The sequence below is a fragment of the Haloferax marinum genome (genome assembly GCF_009674625.1).
Taxonomy (GTDB): Archaea; Halobacteriota; Halobacteria; order Halobacteriales; family Haloferacaceae; genus Haloferax; species Haloferax marinum.
Genome location: NZ_WKJQ01000002.1, coordinates 11,656 through 33,716, shown reverse-complemented (window position 1 = coordinate 33,716; position 22,061 = coordinate 11,656). Strand labels below are relative to the sequence as shown.

The 22,061-nt window shown below is 60.2% G+C and carries 23 protein-coding genes; 14 read left to right on the top strand and 9 right to left on the bottom strand.

All coding sequences use genetic code 11. The features are described 5' to 3' along the window. The first annotated feature begins 33 nt into the window (after positions 1-33). The 5 genes from GJR99_RS15755 to GJR99_RS15735 all read left to right on the top strand — a co-directional run bounded on the left by GJR99_RS15755 (position 34) and on the right by GJR99_RS15735 (position 2,890). Entirely contained in the window at positions 34-756 is a 723-nt protein-coding gene (locus GJR99_RS15755) for an EthD domain-containing protein (protein WP_151114015.1), read from the top strand. 7 nt (positions 757-763) lie between these two features. Beyond that, positions 764-1,357 carry an HD domain-containing protein gene (locus GJR99_RS15750; protein ID WP_151114014.1) on the top strand — a complete coding sequence of 198 codons (594 nt, stop codon included), beginning with the start codon at positions 764-766 and terminating at the stop codon, positions 1,355-1,357. A gap of 44 nt (positions 1,358-1,401) precedes the next feature. Then, positions 1,402-1,773: a cupin domain-containing protein gene (locus GJR99_RS15745; protein WP_151114013.1), complete on the top strand. Its 372-nt coding sequence runs from the start codon at positions 1,402-1,404 to the stop codon at positions 1,771-1,773. Positions 1,774-1,893: 120 nt separating this feature from the next. Beyond that, the gene (locus tag GJR99_RS15740) at positions 1,894-2,637 is read left to right on the top strand and encodes a hypothetical protein (RefSeq protein WP_151114012.1); all 744 of its coding nucleotides are present in this window, start codon (positions 1,894-1,896) and stop codon (positions 2,635-2,637) included. Positions 2,638-2,698: 61 nt separating this feature from the next. Continuing rightward, positions 2,699-2,890, top strand: a complete 192-nt coding sequence (locus GJR99_RS15735) for a hypothetical protein (RefSeq protein WP_151114011.1) — start codon at positions 2,699-2,701, stop codon at positions 2,888-2,890. 9 nt (positions 2,891-2,899) lie between these two features. On the opposite strand, the gene GJR99_RS15730 is transcribed toward GJR99_RS15735, so the two are convergent. The 3 genes from GJR99_RS15730 to GJR99_RS15720 form a co-directional block, all read right to left on the bottom strand. After that, a complete protein-coding gene (locus GJR99_RS15730) occupies positions 2,900-3,844 on the bottom strand; it encodes an NAD-dependent epimerase/dehydratase family protein (RefSeq protein ID WP_151114160.1) in 945 nt (314 codons plus the stop codon). Between the two features lie 146 nt (positions 3,845-3,990). After that, on the bottom strand, positions 3,991-5,685 hold the full coding sequence (locus tag GJR99_RS15725) for a thiamine pyrophosphate-binding protein (RefSeq protein WP_151114010.1): 1,695 nt from the start codon (positions 5,683-5,685) through the stop codon (positions 3,991-3,993). A 7-nt stretch (positions 5,686-5,692) separates the two neighbouring features. After that, on the bottom strand, positions 5,693-6,013 hold the full coding sequence (locus tag GJR99_RS15720; RefSeq protein WP_151114009.1) for an EthD domain-containing protein: 321 nt from the start codon (positions 6,011-6,013) through the stop codon (positions 5,693-5,695). A 122-nt stretch (positions 6,014-6,135) separates the two neighbouring features. Between GJR99_RS15720 and GJR99_RS15715 the strand changes: the two genes are divergently transcribed. Then, positions 6,136-6,900: an IclR family transcriptional regulator gene (locus GJR99_RS15715; RefSeq protein WP_151114008.1), complete on the top strand. Its 765-nt coding sequence runs from the start codon at positions 6,136-6,138 to the stop codon at positions 6,898-6,900. A gap of 722 nt (positions 6,901-7,622) precedes the next feature. Here the strand turns inward: GJR99_RS15715 and GJR99_RS15710 are convergent. Beyond that, positions 7,623-8,435, bottom strand: a complete 813-nt coding sequence (locus tag GJR99_RS15710) for an enoyl-CoA hydratase/isomerase family protein (RefSeq protein ID WP_151114007.1) — start codon at positions 8,433-8,435, stop codon at positions 7,623-7,625. Next, positions 8,432-9,316 carry a 3-hydroxyacyl-CoA dehydrogenase family protein gene (locus GJR99_RS15705; RefSeq protein WP_151114006.1) on the bottom strand — a complete coding sequence of 295 codons (885 nt, stop codon included), beginning with the start codon at positions 9,314-9,316 and terminating at the stop codon, positions 8,432-8,434. The genes GJR99_RS15710 and GJR99_RS15705 overlap by 4 nt, the downstream gene beginning before the upstream one ends. Positions 9,317-9,401: 85 nt before the next feature. Between GJR99_RS15705 and GJR99_RS15700 the strand changes: the two genes are divergently transcribed. Beyond that, entirely contained in the window at positions 9,402-10,547 is a 1,146-nt protein-coding gene (locus GJR99_RS15700; RefSeq protein WP_151114005.1) for a thiolase family protein, read from the top strand. A gap of 18 nt (positions 10,548-10,565) precedes the next feature. On the opposite strand, the gene GJR99_RS15695 is transcribed toward GJR99_RS15700, so the two are convergent. Both GJR99_RS15695 and GJR99_RS15690 read right to left on the bottom strand, forming a co-directional pair. Beyond that, positions 10,566-11,990 carry a zinc ribbon domain-containing protein gene (locus GJR99_RS15695; protein WP_151114004.1) on the bottom strand — a complete coding sequence of 475 codons (1,425 nt, stop codon included), beginning with the start codon at positions 11,988-11,990 and terminating at the stop codon, positions 10,566-10,568. Beyond that, a complete protein-coding gene (locus tag GJR99_RS15690) occupies positions 11,987-13,150 on the bottom strand; it encodes a thiolase domain-containing protein (protein WP_151114003.1) in 1,164 nt (387 codons plus the stop codon). Before GJR99_RS15690 ends, GJR99_RS15695 begins: the two co-directional genes overlap by 4 nt. Positions 13,151-13,177: 27 nt before the next feature. On the opposite strand from GJR99_RS15690, the gene paaK reads away from it, so the two are divergent. Continuing rightward, positions 13,178-14,542, top strand: a complete 1,365-nt coding sequence (gene paaK / locus GJR99_RS15685) for a phenylacetate--CoA ligase PaaK (protein ID WP_255518313.1) — start codon at positions 13,178-13,180, stop codon at positions 14,540-14,542. Positions 14,543-14,636: 94 nt separating this feature from the next. Here the strand turns inward: paaK and paaI are convergent, their stop codons facing one another. Beyond that, positions 14,637-15,044, bottom strand: coding sequence for a hydroxyphenylacetyl-CoA thioesterase PaaI (paaI, locus tag GJR99_RS15680; RefSeq protein WP_151114001.1), 408 nt, complete (start codon positions 15,042-15,044; stop codon positions 14,637-14,639). Between the two features lie 94 nt (positions 15,045-15,138). Here paaI and GJR99_RS15675 point away from each other — a divergent pair, with 94 nt between their 5' ends. Beyond that, a complete protein-coding gene (locus tag GJR99_RS15675; RefSeq protein WP_151114000.1) occupies positions 15,139-15,609 on the top strand; it encodes a MaoC/PaaZ C-terminal domain-containing protein in 471 nt (156 codons plus the stop codon). A gap of 72 nt (positions 15,610-15,681) precedes the next feature. On the opposite strand, the gene GJR99_RS15670 is transcribed toward GJR99_RS15675, so the two are convergent. Then, on the bottom strand, positions 15,682-16,185 hold the full coding sequence (locus GJR99_RS15670; protein WP_225317667.1) for a VOC family protein: 504 nt from the start codon (positions 16,183-16,185) through the stop codon (positions 15,682-15,684). A 53-nt stretch (positions 16,186-16,238) separates the two neighbouring features. On the opposite strand from GJR99_RS15670, the gene GJR99_RS15665 reads away from it, so the two are divergent. The 5 genes from GJR99_RS15665 (at position 16,239) to GJR99_RS15645 (ending at position 22,056) form a co-directional block, all read left to right on the top strand. Next, entirely contained in the window at positions 16,239-17,243 is a 1,005-nt protein-coding gene (locus GJR99_RS15665; protein ID WP_151113999.1) for an LLM class flavin-dependent oxidoreductase, read from the top strand. A gap of 168 nt (positions 17,244-17,411) precedes the next feature. Next, a complete protein-coding gene (locus GJR99_RS15660) occupies positions 17,412-18,596 on the top strand; it encodes an ABC transporter substrate-binding protein (protein WP_151114158.1) in 1,185 nt (394 codons plus the stop codon). A 1-nt stretch (position 18,597) separates the two neighbouring features. Then, the gene (locus GJR99_RS15655) at positions 18,598-20,574 is read left to right on the top strand and encodes an ABC transporter permease (RefSeq protein WP_151113998.1); all 1,977 of its coding nucleotides are present in this window, start codon (positions 18,598-18,600) and stop codon (positions 20,572-20,574) included. Then, entirely contained in the window at positions 20,567-21,331 is a 765-nt protein-coding gene (locus GJR99_RS15650) for an ABC transporter ATP-binding protein (RefSeq protein WP_151113997.1), read from the top strand. The genes GJR99_RS15655 and GJR99_RS15650 overlap by 8 nt, the downstream gene beginning before the upstream one ends. Next, positions 21,328-22,056, top strand: coding sequence for an ABC transporter ATP-binding protein (locus GJR99_RS15645; protein ID WP_151113996.1), 729 nt, complete (start codon positions 21,328-21,330; stop codon positions 22,054-22,056). The genes GJR99_RS15650 and GJR99_RS15645 overlap by 4 nt, the downstream gene beginning before the upstream one ends. Positions 22,057-22,061: the final 5 nt, after the last annotated feature.

Genomic DNA, 22,061 nt, shown 5'->3' with positions numbered 1-22,061 from the left:
TATTGTGTTATACGTGAACCGCATGGTGTACGCATGTACAAGCACGTAGCTCTGCTTGTCCGCAAGCAGGGGATGAGCCACGACGAGTTCGTCGAGTACTGGCAGAACAACCACACACCGATCGCCCGCGAGATAGAAGGTGTCGTCAGGTATCAGACGGTACTCCCGGCGGACGCCGACGCGGCCGAATTCGACGGTATCGCCGAGTTGTACTTCGACGACCTCGATGCACTGCACGACGCGCTCGGAAGCGAGGGGTCTCGCGACTACGACCCTGCGATGGGGAAAGCCAAGGAGGCCAGAGAAGACGTAGACAACTTCCTCGACATCGAACGACGCCCACGCCTCATCGGCGAAGAGTTCGTCGAGAAAGACGAGACTGGCGGCGACACCACCGGTCTGTACAAACACTCTGCGTTCCTCGTCCGCAAAGACGGGATGACACACGAGGAGTTCCTCGACCACTGGGCGAACGAACACGTCCCACTCGCGCGGGAGATTCCGGGCGTCGTCCGGTACGCCCGTGTCGTCCCGACGGACCCCGAACACGCCGAGTTCGACGGCGTCGCAGAACTCTACTTCGAGAGCCTCGACGCGCTCCGTGCGGGACTCGGCCACGAGTCGTCGCGCGATTACGACCCAGACCACCCGAAAGCCAAAGCACCGAGAGAAGACGTCGATAACTTCCTCTCGCTCGAAGACCGCCCCCGGTTCGTCGGACAGGAGACGGTTCAGAAAGACGTGACGGGGGAGTGATGGTCGGATGAGTTCTGCGGACTTCCGCGAGCAGGTCGAAACTGCCTTTCCGGAACTCGCCGACATCACTGACGACGAACTCCGGGAGAAAGTCGTCGATGCGTGGTGTCTCGGTCTCGAACGTGGCGGATGGCGAGATATCGAGGACATCCCCTACGCCTGGAACATCCACGAGGTGACGAACGTCGAGCACGTCCGCGGTGTGACGCGCATCGCCGTCGACGCCGCCAAACAACAGCGTGACTTCCACGGCGCGGACCCGGACTTCGACGTTATCGTCGCCGCCTGTCTGCTCCACGACGTTGGAAAGTGCTACGAGTACGTCGACTTCGTCGACGAAGACCGACTCACGACGCCCGACCCCGAATACGCCACACAGGAGGTTCCACACTCGCTTTCTGGATACGCACTGGCGCACGAAGTCGGCTGTCCCCTCTCGGTCCAGCGGGCGATTCCGCACTTCATCGGTGAGATTCCGACGCGAACACTGGAGTCCGAACTCGTCAAGAGCGCTAACTCGGCGTCTTCGAACGCCATCACACAGGCGACGATGGGAATCAGCCTCCAAGAGTGGGTCGACGAGTACTCACAAACCACGTGACCGGCCACCTACACCTTTAGCCTCACCACTCGTACGTCGGCGTGATGTACGACAGCGTCAATCTGTCTGACCTCGAACTGCACGAAAACACCATTGCTGACGGACGAGTTCGCGCCGTCGGCTACGAACTCCGCCCGAAGCAGATGCGTCCGTCGGTGTGGGTCTTCGAATCCGGTGAGCGGAGTACCAAACACTATCAGAAAGAACAGGAGGAACTCTATCACGTCCTCTCGGGGCAGTTCGAGATGGAGTTCTTCGACGACGCGGGCGACGAGACGGAGACACTCACACTCGAAACCGGCGACGTCGTCGTCGTCTCGCCAGACGAAGTGCGCCAACTCGAGTGTGTCGAAGACGGTGAGGTGTTCATCGTCGGCGCGCCGAACACGAAAGACGACGGCGTCGTCGTGGACTGACCGGCCGACTCCTTCTCTCACCCGGCGAGAACTGTCTTACACCACCAATAACTCAGCCAGTGTACTGTCTCGTATGCCTCGAAGCGCCTCCAACACGGCCACCACGGCGCGGTGGTCAGAATGAACGCTCGTCAGGTTGGGTTCGTCCTCGTCGCAACAGTTCTCATCGTTGGCCTCGCAGGCGGTGCCCTCGTCCTCGGACAGCAGACCCTCGCCTCCCACTCTCACACGTACGTCTATCGGGTCGCTGTCGACACCGAATCGAACCTGACAGACGTGACGATCTACGCTCCGCTGCCCGTCAACGACGGTGAGACTCTCTTTGAATCGTACGACGGTGTAACCGTCGTTCGGACCCCGCAGGAAGTGTGGGTGCCAGAGCCTGACCCTCGCGCACCCTCAGATACTGGCGGTGACGCAGACTGGTCTGTCGCCGTCGTCGAAACCGAAGACGGGCCAATGTTAGCGTTGCGAGCGACCACCGTCGAGGCCGGGACGTACGTCTTTGGCGCGGATACGCAGTACGAACCGGGCCGAGTTCAGACGGCCGACCCGTGGGACTCCGCGTTCGTCCTTCACCCCGCGGGCGACGTCTCCGAGGACAGGTGTGCGTACCGGTACCGGGAGGACGATATCGAGCGGTGTTACACGCACGATACGCGTCTCTACGCAGACTACGACGCGTCCACCGACGCCAGCGTGATAGTCGACGTGTCGCTCCACGGGCGCTCAGAGTGGACCTTCGCGATGGCGAACGGATGGAATTGGTTCGACCAGCAGACGGCCGTGACGTTCGACGACGAACGGACTGGGTGGGTCGTCGCCGAGGGTTCCCTCCACGGTGGCGCGGGAACCTACCCCTGAGACGTGACCGGCCGCCCTTCTCCCACCGAGATATAAGGTAACACGGGTCATATGTCTGTGTATGGTCATCCCCGGCTACGACCCAGACGACATCGACGAACGACTCGAAGAACTGCTCTCCGACCACGAGTTAGACGAGTATCTCACGGCCGAAGAACGGCAACGATACGAAGAGGGTGCGAGTCTCGTGGACCTCCTGTCGGGCGACGACATCCGCGACTTGCTCGGTGAAGAAGCCGAGACAGACGACTGACGAAGCGAGTCAGACGGGGTCCAGTCCGTTCTCTTCGCGAAGGACGTTGATGTAGTCGCGGAATCCAGTTTCGAGGTCGTACTCTGGGTCGTAGCCGAGGTCTGCTTGCGCCTTCGTCATGTCGAGACGTTGGGTCCACGGAAGTTCCCCCTCGTCGGAGACGGTGAGGTCCGCGTCGGGGATGATTTTCTCGACCGCTTCTGCGGCCTCTCGAATCGTGGCGAGTTCGCCGCGGACGTTGTAGACGCGTTGAGTGAGCTCTTCGTCGGGGGTGAACGCGGCCAGTCGGAACGCCTGTGCGATGTCGCGGACGTGTTGCCAGTCGATGACCTGGTCGCCGTAGTCGACGCTGAACGACTCGCCCAGTGCTGGTTTCTCGACGATGTTGGCGAGGAACGCCGACCCACCTGTCTCCCGGTAGGGACCGTAGGCGACTGTCGGGCGAATCGCGACGTGCGAGACGCCGAAGTCCTCGTAGTAGACGCGTGCTTGGTGTTCGTTGTACTCTTTGGTCGCGCCGTAGAGCGTATCGGGGTAGACGAGGTCGGATTCCGTGACGAACTCGTCACCGTAGTTCGTCGGTGGTGCGTACACCGCCGCCGACGAGGCCCACGCGACGCGTTCGACCTGGTCGGAGAGGGTGCGTGCCGCCTCGAAGATGTTGTTCGTCCCGACCACGTTCACGTCGAGGGCCGCACGAGGGTTCTCTCGTGCAGTCGTCGTCAGGAGCGCCGCGAGGTGGATGACGTGTGTCGTGCCGGTCTCTTTGACCGCTCGAACGACGTCTGTCGGGTCGGCGACGTCACCCCGGCGTATCGTCACGTCGTCGGCGATGCCGAGTTTGTCCAGAATGCGTGGGTCGGTCGAGAGGTCGTACGCGACGACATCGTGGCCCGCTTCTATCAGGTCGAGTGCGACGTACGAACCGATGAATCCGGTTCCGCCGGTGACCATCACGGTCGATGATGACATGCTACCATAGGTCTAACAGCGGGTGAGAAAAGTGTTTCCCGCACCGGCACGGGTTGCCACCGCGGTTTGGCAGTCACAAGATTCGGTCGCCACGAGGTTCGGTCGCCACGAGGTTCGACCGTCTCGTCTTACTCGTGGAGGCCACCAACCGACGCGTAGAACGACGACTGCAGTGTCTCGGCCATATCTTGCTCGCGGTCGATGCGTACGTCGATGACCGTTGGAAGGTCACGTCCCTTCGCGTCCGAAAGTGCGTCAGCGAGTTCGTCCGGTGTCTCTGCTCGGACACCCACTGCACCGAACGCCTCCGCGACACGAGTGAAGTCCGTGTCGTGGAACTCGACGCCTGAGATGTCGTCAGGACCGTGTTGCATCTGTCTAACCATCCCCAGACTGGTGTCGTTGAGGACGACGAACGTCGGTGCCACGCCGTGTTCGACGGCCGTCTCGACGCTGGTCATCGTCATCGCGAACCCGCCGTCACCTGCGACACCGATGACGTGCTTGTCCGTCGCCAGTGCCGCTGAAACGGCGGCGGGCGTCGCCCACCCCATCCCACCGACGCCGCCCGACCCGTAGTACGTTTGCACGGCGGGGACCTGGAGGTAGTTGAGGAGCCAGAATCGGTTGTTTCCCGAGTCGGCCGTGACGATGGTGTCTTCGTCGACGACGCGTTCTATCTCCTTGACTGCCCGTTGTGGGAGAATCGGTGTGGCGTCCGACTCACACTCGGGCGCCGTGAACGATTCGCGCGCCGCCTTGGCTCTGTCTTCTGCCCAGTCGTTGTCCGCACTGCCGGACGCGACGAGTTCTCTGAGTGATTCTGCCGCGTCGCCGATGAGTCCGACGTCGGCGGGGTAGACCCATCCCGCGTTCCGGGGGTCGATGTCCGCGTGGATGATGGTCTGCTCGTCCGGGCGGATGAACTCCGGTGCCTGCCAGTTCGTGTCCATCGGGTTCATTCGACAGCCGACGACGAGCAGCACGTCTGCCTCACTGACGAGTTGATTCGCACCTTCGTGGCCGAACGAGCCGATAACGCCGCCAGCGAGACGGTGCGTCTCGGGGAACGTCGATTTCCCGAGATAGGACGTCACGACAGCGGCGTCGTATGCTTCGGCAGCGTCCTGTAGTTCGTCGTACGCACCTGCCGCGTGAACACCGTTCCCGGAGATGATGACCGGACGGTTGGCACCTTCGAGTGCTTCGACTGCCGAAGCGACGTCACGCGGTGAGGGGGCCGCTTTCCACGTCCGCGTTTGGGTCTCTTCGTCCCACACAGGTGGAATCACGTCGTCCGGATACTCCTCGGTGATTGCGTCACCGTCGAGGATGACTGCCGTCGGCCCAGGCCGACCTGCGACGGCGTGTTTGAACGCGAGTTGGAGACTCCGAATCGTCTCTGTCGGTGTCCGTGGGAACCAGTGTTCCTTGGTGACCGCGTCGAGAATCTTTGGAAGTTCGAGTCCGCCGTAGTCACCGCGAGACTGTTGATACGGCGCAATCGTGGAGTAGTTCCCTCGTTCCGATGCGTCGGTAATCGCCACCATCGGCGAGGAGGCGAGCCGTGCTTCCATCTGCCCGATGAGTCCCAGACTTCCTATCCACGGCCCTTGTCCGGCCAGCACACCCGGCGTTCCGGTCAACCGGCCGTGCATCTCTGCCATGACACTCGCCTCACGTTCGTCACGTGGTCGAACGAGTTCGATGTTCGATTCGGGGAGTTCGTCGAATAGTTCGATGACACGTCCGCCGGGATACCCAAAGACGCGCTCTACACCGAGACGCTCGAGACTCTCGACGAGTCGTTCGCTAGTGTCCATACGTCGGTCACGTCCTGTTTAGTTGGATGGTCTCGTCGACGTAGAGCGTCGGCCCCTGTTCCATGTCGATAAACTCCTCGGCGTCTGCATTCACCCGCTCTCCGATTTCTGAACTGAACGCTGCCTTCAGAGCGTCCATATCCTCGAAATAGAGTTCGACGATGCCGTCGTACTCGGACCGTTCTGGGTCGGTTGGGAGACTCGTCGAATACTTCTGGAGTCCCGGCAGTTCTTTCGCGATTTCTGCGTGTTCTCCGGTCCATCGTTCGACGAACTCGTCGTGTGAGTACTCTGGTTTCCGAACGACTAAATTCACCAATTTAATCATGCACGTCTGCTATCCCACTGGGTAGTACTTTGCTCTATCGCCGATTCGGCCGTTCGAACCTACTGAACAGTTGTTCGAACTGTTCGAACAGATTTATGAGTACTGAGAACAGACAGCATACGATGACTTCGGAACAACGCCGCCCAGTAAAGACTGCGACGACGTCCTTCGCCATCCTCGAATGTCTCAAAGAACGGGGGCCGTTGGGTCCGACGAAGCTCGCGTCCGAACTGGGGTTGGCGAAAAGTACGGTTCACCGCCATCTGAAGACACTCGAGCAAGAGGGCTTCGCCGTCCCAGACGAGGGTGGATATCGAGTCGGCTTGCGACTCCTCGATTTTGGCATCTATGCTCGAAATCAACATCAGTTCTACGAGGTCGCGAAACCGAAGGTCGACGAACTCGCTGAGGAGACGGGCGAGAAGGTGTGGTGTGTCACCGAAGAACAAGGCCGCGGATTCCACCTCTATGGGGCCGCCGGCAAACAATCAGTTCGGACACCCGCCCGCGAGGGGACACGGTCGTATCTCCACCAACTCGCTGCGGGAAAGGCTATTCTTTCAGAACTCCCCGACGAACGGGTCGAAGCCATCGTCGACCAACATGGCCTCCCGGCGAAGACGCCTCACACGATAACGGAGGTGGACGACTTGTTCGAGGAGTTAGAGACGATACGGGAACGAGGGTTTGCCCTCAACCGTGAGGAGATCGTCCCGAAGCTCCACGCTGTCGGCGTCGCCGTCACCGACCAAGACGGCTACCCGGTCGGAGCGATTAGCATCTCGGGGCCGTCGAACCGACTCAAAGGCGAACGACTGACCGTCGACCTTGCGAACCTCCTGCTCGGTGCCGCCAACGAAGTCGAAATCAACCTCAACTTCTCCTAACTGACGGAGTTTGTCCGCTTCGAATCGCTCTGTCGAACATTTGTTCGAATTGCTCGAACGCGACTGCTTATCGAGACCTACCGAATTGGAGACGCTGAGGCCTCAGTAGATTGCTACTCAGCCGAATTACTCGCTCAAACGACTGCTACAGTCTGTTCGAATAGTTCGAACAATTTAACACATAATAATTGTGAAGAACTACTGGACCAACTAGTAATCAAGTGACAATTACGGGTGTACGTCTGTAACGGTTCGGTGCTTCGAACACAGATATCTGTTCAAGAATGGCACAAACCGATGTATGCGTGGATGGCTCATTTCCACGATTCGTGAGCAACGTGTGATCACCGTGTTCCAGCGGTGTCTCTCGGTTTTGGTACTACAGTTCTCTCTAACCCGGACTGATTGGTGATGTAGAGACTCGTCGAACCGCCGGTGAAATTTGAGGGAGGAAGACGACTATCGTTTCCTCGAACGTCGTTCAGTCGTTCGAACGAGCGTTCTTTCAGTTCGTACGCTCGTTCTGATTATACGCACCTCCGTTCGAACATGCGGAACGCTGTCGCACTACTCGTTCCATCCGACGGCATCGAGATTCCCTCGACGAACGATATTTTGTCCAAAAGTCAACCAGATTGGCTGGCAATTCTCGATTTGGCCAGCAGAATTCATTGCGTGACTTGCTTTGGGAACCTCTAGAACGAGTTCGAGCTATTCGAACGTCAGCGTTCGTTCCACTCGGGTTCTCGGTCTTCGAAGAACGCGTCGATTCCTTCGTCTTTGTCTGGACTCCCGAACAGTTGTGCGAACAGTTCTGCTTCGTATTCGATTCCCTGTTCGAGGTCCATCCGTGACGCTGCTTTGACCGCTTTCTTGGCAAATTCGAGTGCGACCGGACTCTTCGTGGCCATCATCTCGGCGAGTTCGTACACCCGGTCGTCGAACGTCTCGTCGGGATGCACTTCGTCGACGAGTCCGATGTCAGCGGCTTCGTCGGCGGAGACGAGTTCGCCCGTCAAGATGAGCCGCATCGCGTTTCCTTCCCCGACGAGTCGCGGGAGTCGTTGTGTACCGCCGCCGCCGGGCATGATTCCGAGATTAATCTCTGGTTGGCCAATCTTCGCTCGCTCGTGTGCAATCCGCACGTCGCACGCCTGTATCAGTTCACATCCTCCGCCGAGGGCGTGACCGTTGATTCGGGCGATGACTGGTTGTCGGAGGTCGTCGACGTACTCGTAGACGCGTGGACGCTTACTCGCTTCGCGCTGTTCGAGCATGTCCCGTTCTCGGAGTTCCTTCACGTCAGCACCAGCGACGAACGCTTTCGCCTCGTCTGCGCCGGTGAGAACGACGACACGGACTGAACTGTCTTCGATGGCGTCGAGGACGCGCTTCAGTTCTGCTCTGAGTGTCGCGTCGAGGGCGTTTCGCGCGTCGGGGCGGTTCATCGTGACGGTGGCGACGCCTTCGACTCTGTCGTCGACGGCGACGTCGACCGTCTCACACTCCGATGCGACGGATTCGATGTCGTTCATCGGCTCATCACGTCCTCACTCACGCCGACTATCTCGCCATCTTCCCAGACGTAGAACCCTTCGCCAGTCTTCTTTCCGAGTTTTCCGGCGCGAACCTTCCGCTTGAGAATCTGCGGCGGACGGAATCGCTCTCCGAGTTCTTCGCGGAGATACTCCAGGATACCCAGACGGACGTCGAGGCCAACGACGTCGCCGAGTTCGATGGGTCCCATCGGGTGGTTGTATCCGAGTTCCATCGAGGCGTCGATGTCGCGTGGTGACGCCACGCCTTCTTGGACCATTCGCATAGCTTCGACACCGAGTGCGACACCGAGGCGTGACGACGCGAACCCCGGAGAGTCACCGACTTCGATGGCGGTTTTGTCGATTCCTTCGACGAACTCCGTCGCAAACGACAGCGTCTCTGCGTCGGTCTGTTCTGCGACGACGACTTCGACCAAGCCCATGATGTGGACGGGGTTGAAGAAGTGGAGACCGATTCCACGTCCTGGGTCGTCGAGTGCACTCATGATTGCGGTGACAGACAACGACGACGTGTTGGAGGCGATGACGGTGTCGCTGCCGACGAGCGACTCGACTTCGCTGACGGTGTCTCGCTTGAGGTCCATATCCTCGGGGACTGCTTCGACGACGAGGTCCGCGTCGGCCACTGCGTCGGACAACGACGTCGTTCCAGTGATTCGTTCGAGCGTCGCCGTCATCGCTTCGGGCGTCACCTTGTCCCGGTCGACACCGCCCTGTAAGTTCCGCTCGATTGCGTCTAGCCCGCTCTGGACGTATTCGTCTTCGATATCTCGCATCGTAACCTCGTGGCCGGCCATGGCGGACACCTGGGCGATACCGTGTCCCATCGTTCCGGCACCGAGTACGCTAACGTGCATTATCACAACAGGACTCGGGAACCATCATAATCGTTTGCCTCTTTTCTGACGAAGGTTCAAGATAGATGGTGTCACACCACTCTGTATGAGCGGTTCCAACGAGCGAGCAGTCGTCGTCGATGCAGTGCGAACACCGCAAGCGAAGAAAGGTGGCGGGTTCGCAGACGTCTATCCAGAAGATTTGGTCGTCTCGGTCCTCGACGCGCTCGTCGACCGAACCGGTGTCGCCCCTGAGGAGTGGGTCGATTTCCGACTCGGGTGTGCGAACCAGGAAGCCGAACAGGGGCGAAACCTCGCACGACAGTCACTGCTGGCCGGGGGATTCCCCGAGTCGGTTCCGGGGGCGACGCTGTCTCGTCTCTGTGGCTCTTCGCTGACGACGCTGAACGACGCTTCCCGCGCCGTCGAGGCCGGTGACGGAGTGGCCTATCCCATCGCTGGCGTCGAACACATGTCACGCGTTCCGTTCTCTGATTGGCTTCACCCCGAACTAAAGACACGATACGACGGTGGGTCGTCGCTTTCGATGGGGATGACCGCAGAGACAGTTGCACGACGCTACGACGTCTCGCGCCGAGACCAAGACGCGTTCGCACTGCGGTCACACGAACGAGCAATCGACGCGCGAACCGCCGGGAGGTTCGACGCCGAAATCGTCTCGGTCGAGACGCCGGACGGAGTCGTCGAACACGACGAAGGGCCACGTGAGGACACCTCGCTGGACGTCCTCGAATCGCTTCCAACGGTCTTCGCAGACGACGACGCGGCGTCTGTCACTCCAGGAAACGCATCACCGTTGACCGACGGCGCTGCGGGAGCGCTCGTCACTGCAGAACGGTACGCCGAAGAGAACGGGTTGCCAGTTCTCGGCCGTGTCGTCTCACGTGCAGTCGTCGGCGTCGACCCGGAGGAGATGGGCATCGGACCCGTGCCCGCGACGCGTGCTGCGCTCGACGAGGCAGGGTTGACGATCGACGATATCGACCTGATAGAACTCAACGAAGCGTTCGCCTCACAGAGTCTCTACTGCAAACGTGAACTCGGTATCGACGACGAGAAGTTGAACGTCAACGGGGGCGCAATCGCCCTTGGCCACCCACTCGGTTGTTCTGGCGCGCGTATCGCGACCACACTTCTCCACGAACTCGACAGACGCGACGGGCGCTACGGCCTCGCGACGATGTGCGTCGGATTCGGACAAGGCGTCGCGACAGTGTTCGAATGTCCCTGAAAATAGTCGTGGGACCGCTTACCGCTCGGCCGCTGTCGGGATTACTTTGAACCCGTACCGGACTACGCCTTCCTGTTCGTAGATACGACGTGGTACGGCCTCGACGCGGTCACCGATAGTGGGCGTCCCCACGGGAGACTGGACGACTTGTGCGGGTATACTCACTGTCTCGTCGCCCTCGGGGCCATCGAACGCGACGACGGCGACTGCGAACGACCCCGAACGTTGCTGTTGTTCGACGAACTCGGGCGGTGCACCTCCTTGTCCGATTCTCGTTGCTGCTTCGACCGTCCCCTCGCCCGCGAGAGAGATAGCCTCGTAGCCTCCGAGCGACCCACAGGCGGCGCACGCTCCTTCCGGTGGGAACGAGAGCATCTCACAGTCCCGACATCGACCGGCGACGAGTCTGTGACGTTGTGGTATCGTCTGTCGCCACGTCGGGACACTCACGTACGCGCCGCCTCCTTCGGGTTCTTCGCCAGTGATGGTCCCACGTCTCCGAAGCGCCTCGGCGTAGGAGAGTTCAGTATCTCCGTCGAGCGCCAGACGAGTTGGGACGTCTCCATCTGCGCTCAGTGAGAGTGCAGTTGCGCCCGCCCCACCGCCGTATCCGACGAGAAGGACCGAAGACGCTCCGTCTTCGAGTGCTGACGCGAGTCCGAGGAACGGCCCTGCCGCACCGGTGTCTCCAGTCTGAGAAACGACGGTCCCCGAAGCGATTTGCGCCGTCGAGACACCGAGTGTGCGCGCGGCACGGTACGGGAGTTTCCCATCTGGTGAGGTGAGTGCAACTGCGTCGACGTCCGACACAGTCGTGCCGAGAACATCGACTGCACCACCGATAGCCGACGTGTACGCGTCTCGTTCGTACTGTGTGATGCCGATCGATTCAGTCTCGGAGTGGCCGCGCCGACGGAACCGCGTTCCAGGGTACGGGTCGCCGAACTCACCGACACCATCGACCACGAGTGGTCCGTCCTCGTCGAGGACGAGTGCGACAGCACCGGCACCTGCACCTGCTCCTTCGTCACTTTCTGGGGTTCCTTCGGGACTCTCTGAGACGACGACGAGTGCGGGTCCAGTGGTGTCGAGCGTCGCCGCCAGTGCAGCTGCACCGGCGCTGGTTCCGCCGCCGTACTGCCGTGTCGACACCGCCTTCGGGATGCCGAGGAGCGACGCGAGGCGCACGGTCGATTCTTCTTCGTCGGCTGGGGGCGTCGTCGTCGCGAACGCGAGGTGTTCGACTTCGAGTGGGTCGACGTCTGCTGCTGCGAGCGCACGCCACCCTGCCTCGACTGCCATCGTGAGCGTATCTTCGTCGGCGTCCGGGATGGCCACTCGTTCGACACCTGCTGCACCGCTCTTCCCCCACGCCTCACGATAGGCGTCTGCAGGAAGATACAGTCGAGGCACGTACGCACCCACGCCAGCGATTTCGTTCATAACACACCCCCTTCGAGGACGTGAACGACCGCAGCACCGCCGGACCCACCGACGTTGTGCGTGAGGCCGACGGTCGCACCCGACACTTGCCTGTCGTCGGCGTGGCCCGTGAGTTGTTTGAACGCTTCGACGACCTGTCCAGCGCCAGTGGCACCGATTGGGTGGCCCTTCGACTTGAGACCGCCAGACGGATTGACGGGTAAGTCACCGTCTAACTCGGTCACACCGTCGTCGATGAGCGTTGCCGCACCGCCGCGCTCGCAGAATCCGAGGTCTTCGTAGGCGAGGAGTTCTGCGATGGCGAAGCAGTCGTGAACTTCGGCGAAGTCGACGTCGTCTGGGCCCAAACCTGCCATCTCGTAGGCCGACTCGGCCGCACGTGCTGTCGACTCGATAGAGGTGTAACTCTCGCGTTGGAAGAGGCCAACCCGCTCTGATGCGGCACCGACACCTGCGACGCGAACTGCGTCGTCACAGCTACTCGCCACGTCTTCGCTGGCGACGATGACGGCCGCAGCACCATCCGAGGTTGGACAGCAGTGATAGAGATTGAGTGGGTCTGCGACGACGGGCGCGTTCTGTGCGTCTTCGAGGGAGCACTCGAATCCGAGATGTGCCTTCGGATTCTTCGCGCCGTTCGCGTGGTTCTTGACAGCGACTTTCGAGAAGTGGTCGGGCGTCGCGTCGTACGCGTCGAGATATGCGGACGCCATCTGTGCGTACACTCCCGAGAACGTCGTCCCGGTCAGACGCTCCCACTCCGTCTCACCGCTCACGCCTAACCAGTACTTCGCTACGTCACCGCTCATGTCGGTCATGACTTCGTATCCTCCGGCGATGGCCACGTCGGCCATCCCACTCTTTACGGCTTGGACCGCCTGCCTGACGGCGTACCCGCTGGCGGCACAGGCGTTTTCGATGCGCGAACTGGGGACGCCGTGAAGCCCGACGTGTTCGGTGACTGCCGGCCCGGATAGACCGAGTTGTCGCCCGCCGACGCCGAGCGAGCCGATGACCGCTTCGTCGACGTCCTCGGGGTCGACACCTCCCGCGCTGTCCATCGCCTCCTCGTAGGCCGTCGCGAACAGCGACCGATAACTCTCGTTCGGGAACGCGCCATACGCTGACTGGCCCGCTCCGACGATGTACGCTTCTCGCATGGTAGTCGCTTGCATGTCCCCCGCGAAATAGGTTCGCTTCCAACCGGTAGCAGAACTGACCGCATCATTTTTATCATCTTCAATCATCGGGTTCGATTGTACATGGTATTCGATAGCATGGAGGCCGCCTCACGAGACGAGTTACGAGAGGTCCAAGACGAGCGACTTCGGGAGATGGTGGAGACTGCGTACGAGAACGTCGACTACTACCGCGAGATGTTCGACGAGGCGGGACTCTCCCCCGACGACATCCAGAGCGTCGGCGACCTCTCGAAGCTACCGTTCACGACGAAAGAGGACTTCCGCGACAACTATCCGACGGGGATGTTCGCAGTCGAGATGGAGGACGTGATTCGGATTCACGCCTCCTCCGGAACGACCGGAAAGCCGAAAATCGTCGGCTACACCCGTGACGACCTCGACGTGTGGAGCAAGGCAGTTGCACGCTGTCTCGTCGCTGCAGGAGTCGGCCCCGACGACATCGTGCAAAACGCCTACGGATATGGTCTCTTTACGGGAGGTCTTGGCCTGCATCAGGGTGTCGAAGAACTCGGTGCGACGGTCATTCCGATCGGAGGGGGCAACACCCAGCGACAGGTCGAGATGCTCGCAGACCTCGGAAGCGACGTCATCTCGTGTACTCCCTCGTACGCGCTGTATCTCGCAGAAGTCGCCGAAGACATGGGATACGACATCCGTGACCTCCCACTGCGTGTCGTCATCTTCGGGGCCGAACCTTGTACCGAACCGATGCGCAAGGAGATCGAAGAACGCCTCGGCGTCACCGGCATCGACATCTACGGTCTCTCAGAAATCGTCGGTCCTGGTGTCTCCATCGAGTGTGAACAACAAGACGGCCTCCACATCTGGGAGGATTACTTCTACCCCGAAATCGTCGACCCGACCACAGGTGAACCAGTCGAAGAGGGACAAGAGGGTGAACTCGTGTTGACGACGCTCTCGAAACAGGCGCTTCCGGTACTCCGCTACCGGACCGGCGACCTGACCACGCTGAACTACGATACCTGTGAGTGCGGTCGCACCGCCGTCCGAATGGACAACATCACCGGTCGGTCTGACGACCTTATCATCGTCCGAGGAGTGAACTTCTACCCCAGTGAAGTCGAATCTGTCGTCCTCGAGTTCGAGGAAGTCGCACCACACTACCGTATCGACATCAGCCGTGAGAACAATCTCGATACGTTGAAAGTCACTGTCGAAGTCGTCGACGACTTCGATGGCTCGATTACCAACCTCAAAAACCGCATCACTGAACGCCTCTCGAACGTGCTTTCGTTCACCCCCGACGAACTGAATCTCGTCGAGTACGGGAACATCGCACGGACAGAAGTCGGGAAGGTCCAACGCGTCTACGACCACCGCGGGCAGTAGTTCCCAATCTCGCTTCTATGTCGTCTCGCTTCTGTACCGTTTCGCTTCTGTACCGTTTCGCTTCCGTGTCGTCTGTGACTGCTTCGACCCCTCGTCAGCGGCCGGGTTTGTACACTCGGCCGCGGAACGTCGCGATTCGCTCGTCTGAGTCGTCCGAGACGACGACTTCGTACTCCGCGGTTCGGCCGCCGAGGTGGGTCTCCTCGGCCACAGCACGAATGGTGTCACCAACCTCTGCTGCCGCGAGATACGAGATATTCGTCTCCAGTGCGAACGCTGCGTCACCGTGACTGTTGGACGCTGCGGCGAACGCTGCGTCGGCCAACGAGTAGATTGCACCGCCGTGTGGCGTTCCGTGGAAGTTCAGGTGGTCTTCTTCGATAGTGAGCGTCGTCTCGGCGTACCCCGAGTCCAGTTTTTCGAGTTCGATACCGACACGTGCGCAAAACGGGTCGCTAGAGGCGAGGTCACGTATCTCTGCGTGCTCGTCTGATGCTGCCATGTGCACACACTCGCCGTCACCAGTCAAGTAGGCACCGACTGTCAGGAAAGATAACTATGTAAAATTCTTTATCCAATGGGGGTGACGGTTGGGTATGGCATACAGCTACGAACCGCACTACTTCGAGGACTTCGTCGAGGGCAAAGAGTTCGAAAGCGTCGGCCGGACCGTCACCGAAGCCGACTTCATGATGCACTCGGCGCTGTCGGGTGACTGGACGGAACTACACACCAACAGCGAGTACGCCGAAGACACCCAGTTCGGCCAGCGTATCGCCCACGGGCCGATGACGTTCGTCCAGTCGACTGGATTCGTCTACCGGTCGGGTATCGTCGAACGGACTGCTATCGCCTTCCTCGGGATGAACTACATGGACCTCCCCAACCCCGTCTTCATCGGCGACACGCTCTCGCAGACGATGGTCGTCTCCGAACAGAAGGAACTCAGCAGTCGAGACGATGCCGGGCTTGTCGTCATCGACGTCACGATGACCAAACAGGACGGCACTGTCGTCCTCGAAGGTGACATGAAGTTCCTCATCAAGACGAAACCAGCCGACGAATAACAGAGTCACTGACCTTCTCTACGTTGTGCAGAACGAAGTGAACCGAGTGCTACTCACCCTCTTTTTCTCCAGTCACCACTCTTTCAGTGGTTCCCCACGCACGAATAGCGCGTCGTCTTCGCCTCTGTCTCGGTAGTCGTCGTGATACTCCATCAACTGAAACAACGCACCCGTCGGATTTTGTGGAGAGACGAACGCTTCGGTCCACCCGTCTTCGACTGCGTACCCGACGACACGTTCCCCAGCCGCTTCCAGTGCGCCGATAGCTACGTCGATATCGACGACTTCGAGTGTGACGTGATGAAGACCGGGGCCGTGTTCGTCGAGATATCTCGTGAGAAACGACTCTCCTTCGACTGGCGCGATGAGTTCGAGGCGTGACGCGTCGCCGAGCACGTACGTCGCCCACTCGAAGGTACCGTCGGAGACCGTCTCCCGGTGGACACGCTCACATCCGAGTGCGAACAGCGTCGGTTCCGCGGTGTCGATGTCGTTCACCGCTATCCCGACGTGGTCGACACGTGCAGGGGGCATCTCGCGTCCACTGTTGTCGCCACCACTGTTGTCGTTCGTCATGCCACAGCATCGCCGGTCCGAACTATTAATAGCCGAGGTAGATACTGACTGCCATGGAAATCGGGACCGGCCTGTTTACGTGTCAGCGACGCCCAGACGACGACCGACCGATGGCGGAACTGTACGACGAGATGTTGACGCTGGGGCGTGCAATCGACGATGCGGGCCTCGCGAGTGCGTGGGTGTCCGAACACCACTTCATGGAAGACGGCTATCTGTCCGGGACGATGCCGGCACTCGGGGCACTCGCCGCAGTGACAGAAAACGTCGAAATCGGCACGTGTATCGCGCTTGCACCGTTGTACGACCCGATTCGACTCGCAGAAGACACTGCGACCGTAGACCTCCTCTCCGGTGGACGAACGACGCTCGGACTCGCGATCGGTTCCAACCCACGGGAGTTCGATGCGTTCGAGGTTCCGCGTGACGAGCGAGTCGAGCGACTCGCAGATACGGTCGAACTCCTGCGAGACGCGTGGTCAGCGGGGCCAGTCGAACACGAATCGTCGTTTCACGAGGGTGCGACTGGAGTCGATATCACGCCGAAACCATCTCGAGACGTTCCGATTATGCTCGGCGGAGCAGCGAAACCTGCCGTTCGACGGGCGGCACGAACTGCTGATGCGTGGTGTGCCCCGTCGTCGCTGTCGATTGGAGGATTGAAGAAACGCGTCGACGACATCAGGAACGTCCGCGAGAGTGAGGGACTCGACGGTGATTTCACCATCTACGTGTTGCAACATGGGTTCGTCGGAGAGTCGAAACAGGAGGCGTGGGACACGATGAAAGATGGATATCTCTACCTTCAGCGTCGATACGCCGAAATCTTCTCCGGTGATGCTGTACCGGAACTCCCCCCAGAACGCCGCCAAGAACTCAAAGAACAGGCGATATTCGGCACACCGGAACAGGTCATCGACGAACTCGAACAGTATCGTGAAGCGCTCGGTGACGATATTCACTTCATCTTCCGAACGTACCACCCTGGAACTGGTACCGACGAGATGGTCGATTGTATCGACCGACTCGGAGATGACGTAGTTCCCCACTTCGCCTGATACGTCTGTACTGACCCCCGGTATTCTTGTTTGCACGCCAACGCAAACATTTAAACGTGAAGGTTATCATGTTACTTATGAACATACACCATGAAGAGAGAGGAGTATTCTTCGAACGGTGGCTACGGCCCTCGTTCGTCCCGACGACGGTTCGTACAGGCGGCAGGGTTGGCAGGTGTTGCTGGACTTACGGGGGTGGCAGGTTGTCTCGGCGGTGGTGGCGGTGGTGGCACGAACTCCATCACGTACGGCGTAATCAGTCCGATGACCGGTCCGTACGGCGGTCTGGCAGTAGGGCAGCGAAACGGGGCTGAACTCGCCATCAAGCACGTAAACGAGAACGACGACCTCGACGTCGAGATTACGGGCGTCTACGAAGACACTGAAGCCGACCCGTCGACTGGGCGACGAAAAGCACAGTCTGTCGTCGAACAGGACGGCGCGTCGTATCTCATGGGTGCAATTTCGTCGAGTGTTGCTCTCGCACTCAACGAGTTCGCACAGGAACAAGAGATCATCTACAACCCCGGCGGGGCTGCAGTCCCCATCACTGGGTCGAACTGTAACGAGTGGGTGTTCCGCGCAGAGACGAACACCGCCCAGATGGCAGAGGCTGTCTCCGACTACACTGCAGAGAACCTCGGGACGAAAGTGTGGTTCCACATTGCCGACTACGCCTACGGCGAATCGGTGATGTCCCGCGTGGAAAAGCGGATGAAGGATGGACACGACATCGAAGTCGTCGGACGAAGTCGCTCGCAACTCGGGTCGACCAACTTCAACTCCTACATCAGTCAGATTGCCAACTCCGACGCAGAGGTTGCCGTCCTCGGGATGACCGGCGGTGACCTCATCAACTTCGTCAAGCAAGCCGCGAGTCAAGGACTCAAAGAGAGCGTGAACCTCATGTCGCCGACTATGACGTTCTCTGTCGTTCGTGGTGCGCTCGGGGAAGCAGCGTACGGAACGTACGGCGGCGTCCGGTACCTCCCAACCCTCGAGACGGGAGACAACCAGTCGTTCGTCGAAGCCTACCGGAGCGAGTACGACGCCGACCCGGACAACTTCGCCCGCTCGGCGTACATGTCTATCAGGATGACCGCTCGCGGAATCGCTGAAGCCGACTCGACCGACCCTGCGGAGGTCAAAGACGTGCTTCCTGGATTGGAGATGGACACCATCCTCGGACCGAATCAGTTCCGCGACTGCGACCATCAGGCGATGAACCCCGTGTGGCCGGGTGAACTCGTTGCACCAGATAGTGGCAGCGGACCTGCCGCGGTCAAACTCGGTGACATGATAGACGGTGTCGACGCGTTGCCAGAATGCGGCGAACTTGGCTGCAACCTCTAGTATGTCTGTCGCCAGCGCTGTCGCAGAGCAGGTCCTCAATGGCCTCGTCGTCGGGATGGTCTACGTCCTCCTCGCAGCAGGACTGTCCATCATCTTCGGCGTGATGGACGTCATCAACTTCGCCCACGGCGAACTGTTCGCACTCGGTGCCTACTTTGCGTTCGCTATCGCCGGTCCACTCGGTGGGGCCGGTTTCTGGGTCGCCCTCGTCGTCGCACCACTCCTCGTGGGCGTCGTCGGCATGGGCATCGAGCGACTCACAGTGAAACGGCTCTACGGTCGTGACCCGCTGTACCATATCTTGTTGACGTTCGGGCTCGTCCTCATCATCAACGACCTCATCACGTCGGTCTGGGGGAAGTCGGCACAGCCGTTTCCCATCCCTGCGGTTCTCGACCAACCCGTCGCACTGTTCGGGTTCAACTACTCGCTGTACAACTACGGAATCATCATCTTCGGGTCGGTTCTCGCCATCGCGACGTGGCTTCTCCTCAACAGAACCCGGTTCGGGATGATCATTCGCGCCGGGTCCGAAGACAGAGAGATGGTCCGCAACCTCGGTATCAACATCGACCGATACTACACGCTGACCTTCGGGTTCGGCGCAGCACTCGCCGGCGTCGCGGGTATCGTCCTCGGTGCGTACCAGAACGTCAGCCCGACGATGGGGTCGAGCGTCATCATTCCGGCGTTCGTCATCGTCGTCCTCGGCGGCCTCGGGTCGTTCCGTGGAGCAGTCGTCGGCGGTCTGTTCGTCGGCCTCGTGCAGACGTTCGCACGGACCTACGCGCCGTTCCTCGAAGGACTCATCGTCTTCTTGCTCATGATTGTCGTTCTCGTCGTTCGCCCAAAGGGGCTCTTCGGCACCAACATCGGGGCAGGGGAACACCACGATGGCGCACTGCTCCACGGAGCGGGCGGTGGCGTCCTCTCGTCAGCCACACGGGCGAAAATCGGATATGCTGCCGTCGGCGTACTCGTGGTCGTGCCGTTCTTCGCGGAGTTGACCGGTGTCACGTACTCCGTGACGCTCCTCGAAGACATCCTCATCTGGGCACTGTTCGCGCTCAGTCTGGACCTCGTCCTCGGATACGCTGGACTCGTCTCCCTCGGACACACGTTATTCTACGGTGTGGGAGCGTACGCGTCGGTGCTGACACTCTTGCACTTCTCGCCGTCCGTCTTCGTCGCACTGCTCGTCGCTGTAGTCGTGTGTGCGGCCATCGCGTGGAGCGTCGGCTACCTCTCGATTCGGGTTTCCGGCGTGTTCTTCGCCATGATTACGCTCGCGTTCGCGGAGTTGTTCTACAACGCCGTGTTCAAGTTCGACTTCACCGGTGGCTCTGACGGCCTCTTCGGTGTCGACGTGTTCTACGGCCTCGCTGGCATCGGAATCGACCCAAGAGAGTTCGAGATTCCACTGGGAATCATGACCATAGACGGCGGAATCGTCCAGTACTACTTCCTCCTCGTGGTCGTCGTCGGGTCGTACCTCCTGGCACGCCGCCTCATCCGCGCGCCCTTCGGGTCGGTCCTTCAGGCGATTCGCGAGAGTGAAGAGCGGGCCTCGTTCGTCGGATACGACGTGACGGCGTACAAACGCCGTGCGTTCGTCGTCTCGGGTGGCCTCGCTGGCCTCGCCGGGGGACTGTTCGCTGCCAACAACGGCTACGTCGCACCGTCGTTCCTCCACTGGGTAAACTCCGGTGAGGTCATCGTGATGACGGTGCTCGGTGGTATGGGGACGCTCTACGGGCCGATGATAGGCGCCGGCGTCTTCGTCGCAGCAGAGGACATCCTCTCGTCGTACATCGACCAGTGGCAGCTCGTCATCGGCGTCCTGTTCGTCCTGTTCGTCATCTTCGTCCCGCGTGGACTCGTCTCACTCCCACAGACAATTGCAGAACAGCCACTGTTCGACTCGGTCGTTCGTGACCGAGCCAAGGTGAACGACCCAGAGGTAGAACGCCATGACTGACTCCATCCTCACGACGCAGAATCTCACGAAAGAGTTCGGCAAACTCGTCGCCGTCGACGACGTGAACCTCGACATCAAACGCGGCGAGTTCCGCAGTCTCATCGGACCGAACGGTGCCGGGAAGACGACGACGTTCAACCTCTTGACCGGAGCACTCCGCCCGACGCGCGGGACAGTGACGTTCAACGGCGAGGACGTCTCTTCTCTCCCACCACACCAACGTGTGCGTCGCGGACTGGGGCGCTCGTTCCAGATTACGAACGTCTTCTCGGGGTTGACCGTCCGTGAGAACGTCCGTCTCGCTGCACAGGCCGCACGGCACGAGGGGTTCACCCCCGTCGAAGAGTATCTCGAACAGAAAGACTCGTTCGACGACGTGAACGAACACACCGACCGCGTCCTCGAACGGTCTGGGCTGTTGGGACGTGGTGAGGAACTCGCTGACGTACTCGCCTACGGTGACAAACGTCGTCTCGAGATCGCCATCGTCCTCGCGACAGACCCCGAGATGGTTCTCCTCGACGAACCCACCGCAGGGATGAGCGCCGAGGAGACGCGTGCGACGATGGACCTCATCGACGAAGTCCTCTCGGACCGGACACTCCTCCTCATCGAACACGACATCGACCTCGTGATGCGCGTCTCTGACCGCATTACCGTACTACACCGCGGGGAGATTCTCTCAGAGGGCTCACCAGAGGAAGTCTCGGAAGACCCTGAGGTTCGTGAAGCGTACTTCGGAGGTGTCGAAGCGTGAGCGACGATATCCTCCTGTCGGTTCGTGACCTCGTATCTGGCTACGGTTCGACACGCGTCCTCCAGGGCATCGACCTCGACGTCGAGCGTGGGTCGGTCGTCACGCTCATCGGTCGGAACGGCGTCGGGAAGACGACGACGCTTCGAACACTCCTCGGAAGCGTGACGCCGACGAGTGGGTCGGTCACGTTCGACGGGAAAGACATCACCCATCTCTCGCCCGAAAAGACCGCTCGGGAGGGTATCGCGCTCGTTCCCGAAGAACGGCGTGTCTTCCCCGGACTGACGGTCCGTGAGAACGTCGAAATCGGGCGTATCGGCGGGCGACAGGATATCGACAAGCCGACCGTCGACGAGATAATCGACGAGTTCGAAAACCTCGTCCGTCACCGCAACAGCAAAGGGGCAAACCTCTCGGGTGGTGAACAGCAGATGCTGGCAATCGCTCGTGCGCTCGTCTCTGCGCCAGACCTCCTGATGCTCGACGAACCCACCGAAGGACTCGCTCCCTCGATCGTCAAGCAGGTCCAGCGCAAAATCAAGCAGTTGAACGACGAGGGCGCCACCATCCTCCTGGTCGAACAGAACGTCCAAGTGGCACTCGACGCCGCAGATTACGTCTACATCCTCGACAAAGGACAGGTCGTCCACGAAGGGCCTGCAGACGAGGTTGCCGCGTCCGACGAGATACTCGACCGATACCTCGGCGTCTCGGCGGCCGAGTGACCGAA

What these genes read in the sequence shown, in the direction of transcription:
- GJR99_RS15755 (WP_151114015.1), top strand. Translation starts at nt 34, where the DNA reads ATGTACAAGCACGTAGCTCTGCTTGTCCGCAAGCAGGGGATGAGCCAC.
- GJR99_RS15750 (WP_151114014.1), top strand. Translation starts at nt 764, where the DNA reads ATGAGTTCTGCGGACTTCCGCGAGCAGGTCGAAACTGCCTTTCCGGAA.
- GJR99_RS15745 (WP_151114013.1), top strand. Translation starts at nt 1,402, where the DNA reads ATGTACGACAGCGTCAATCTGTCTGACCTCGAACTGCACGAAAACACC.
- GJR99_RS15740 (WP_151114012.1), top strand. Translation starts at nt 1,894, where the DNA reads ATGAACGCTCGTCAGGTTGGGTTCGTCCTCGTCGCAACAGTTCTCATC.
- GJR99_RS15735 (WP_151114011.1), top strand. Translation starts at nt 2,699, where the DNA reads ATGGTCATCCCCGGCTACGACCCAGACGACATCGACGAACGACTCGAA.
- GJR99_RS15730 (WP_151114160.1), bottom strand. Translation starts at nt 3,844, where the DNA reads ATGGTCACCGGCGGAACCGGATTCATCGGTTCGTACGTCGCACTCGAC.
- GJR99_RS15725 (WP_151114010.1), bottom strand. Translation starts at nt 5,685, where the DNA reads ATGGACACTAGCGAACGACTCGTCGAGAGTCTCGAGCGTCTCGGTGTA.
- GJR99_RS15720 (WP_151114009.1), bottom strand. Translation starts at nt 6,013, where the DNA reads ATGATTAAATTGGTGAATTTAGTCGTTCGGAAACCAGAGTACTCACAC.
- GJR99_RS15715 (WP_151114008.1), top strand. Translation starts at nt 6,136, where the DNA reads ATGACTTCGGAACAACGCCGCCCAGTAAAGACTGCGACGACGTCCTTC.
- GJR99_RS15710 (WP_151114007.1), bottom strand. Translation starts at nt 8,435, where the DNA reads ATGAACGACATCGAATCCGTCGCATCGGAGTGTGAGACGGTCGACGTC.
- GJR99_RS15705 (WP_151114006.1), bottom strand. Translation starts at nt 9,316, where the DNA reads ATGCACGTTAGCGTACTCGGTGCCGGAACGATGGGACACGGTATCGCC.
- GJR99_RS15700 (WP_151114005.1), top strand. Translation starts at nt 9,402, where the DNA reads ATGAGCGGTTCCAACGAGCGAGCAGTCGTCGTCGATGCAGTGCGAACA.
- GJR99_RS15695 (WP_151114004.1), bottom strand. Translation starts at nt 11,990, where the DNA reads ATGAACGAAATCGCTGGCGTGGGTGCGTACGTGCCTCGACTGTATCTT.
- GJR99_RS15690 (WP_151114003.1), bottom strand. Translation starts at nt 13,150, where the DNA reads ATGCGAGAAGCGTACATCGTCGGAGCGGGCCAGTCAGCGTATGGCGCG.
- paaI (WP_151114001.1), bottom strand. Translation starts at nt 15,044, where the DNA reads ATGGCAGCATCAGACGAGCACGCAGAGATACGTGACCTCGCCTCTAGC.
- GJR99_RS15675 (WP_151114000.1), top strand. Translation starts at nt 15,139, where the DNA reads ATGGCATACAGCTACGAACCGCACTACTTCGAGGACTTCGTCGAGGGC.
- GJR99_RS15670 (WP_225317667.1), bottom strand. Translation starts at nt 16,185, where the DNA reads ATGACGAACGACAACAGTGGTGGCGACAACAGTGGACGCGAGATGCCC.
- GJR99_RS15665 (WP_151113999.1), top strand. Translation starts at nt 16,239, where the DNA reads ATGGAAATCGGGACCGGCCTGTTTACGTGTCAGCGACGCCCAGACGAC.
- GJR99_RS15655 (WP_151113998.1), top strand. Translation starts at nt 18,598, where the DNA reads ATGTCTGTCGCCAGCGCTGTCGCAGAGCAGGTCCTCAATGGCCTCGTC.
- GJR99_RS15650 (WP_151113997.1), top strand. Translation starts at nt 20,567, where the DNA reads ATGACTGACTCCATCCTCACGACGCAGAATCTCACGAAAGAGTTCGGC.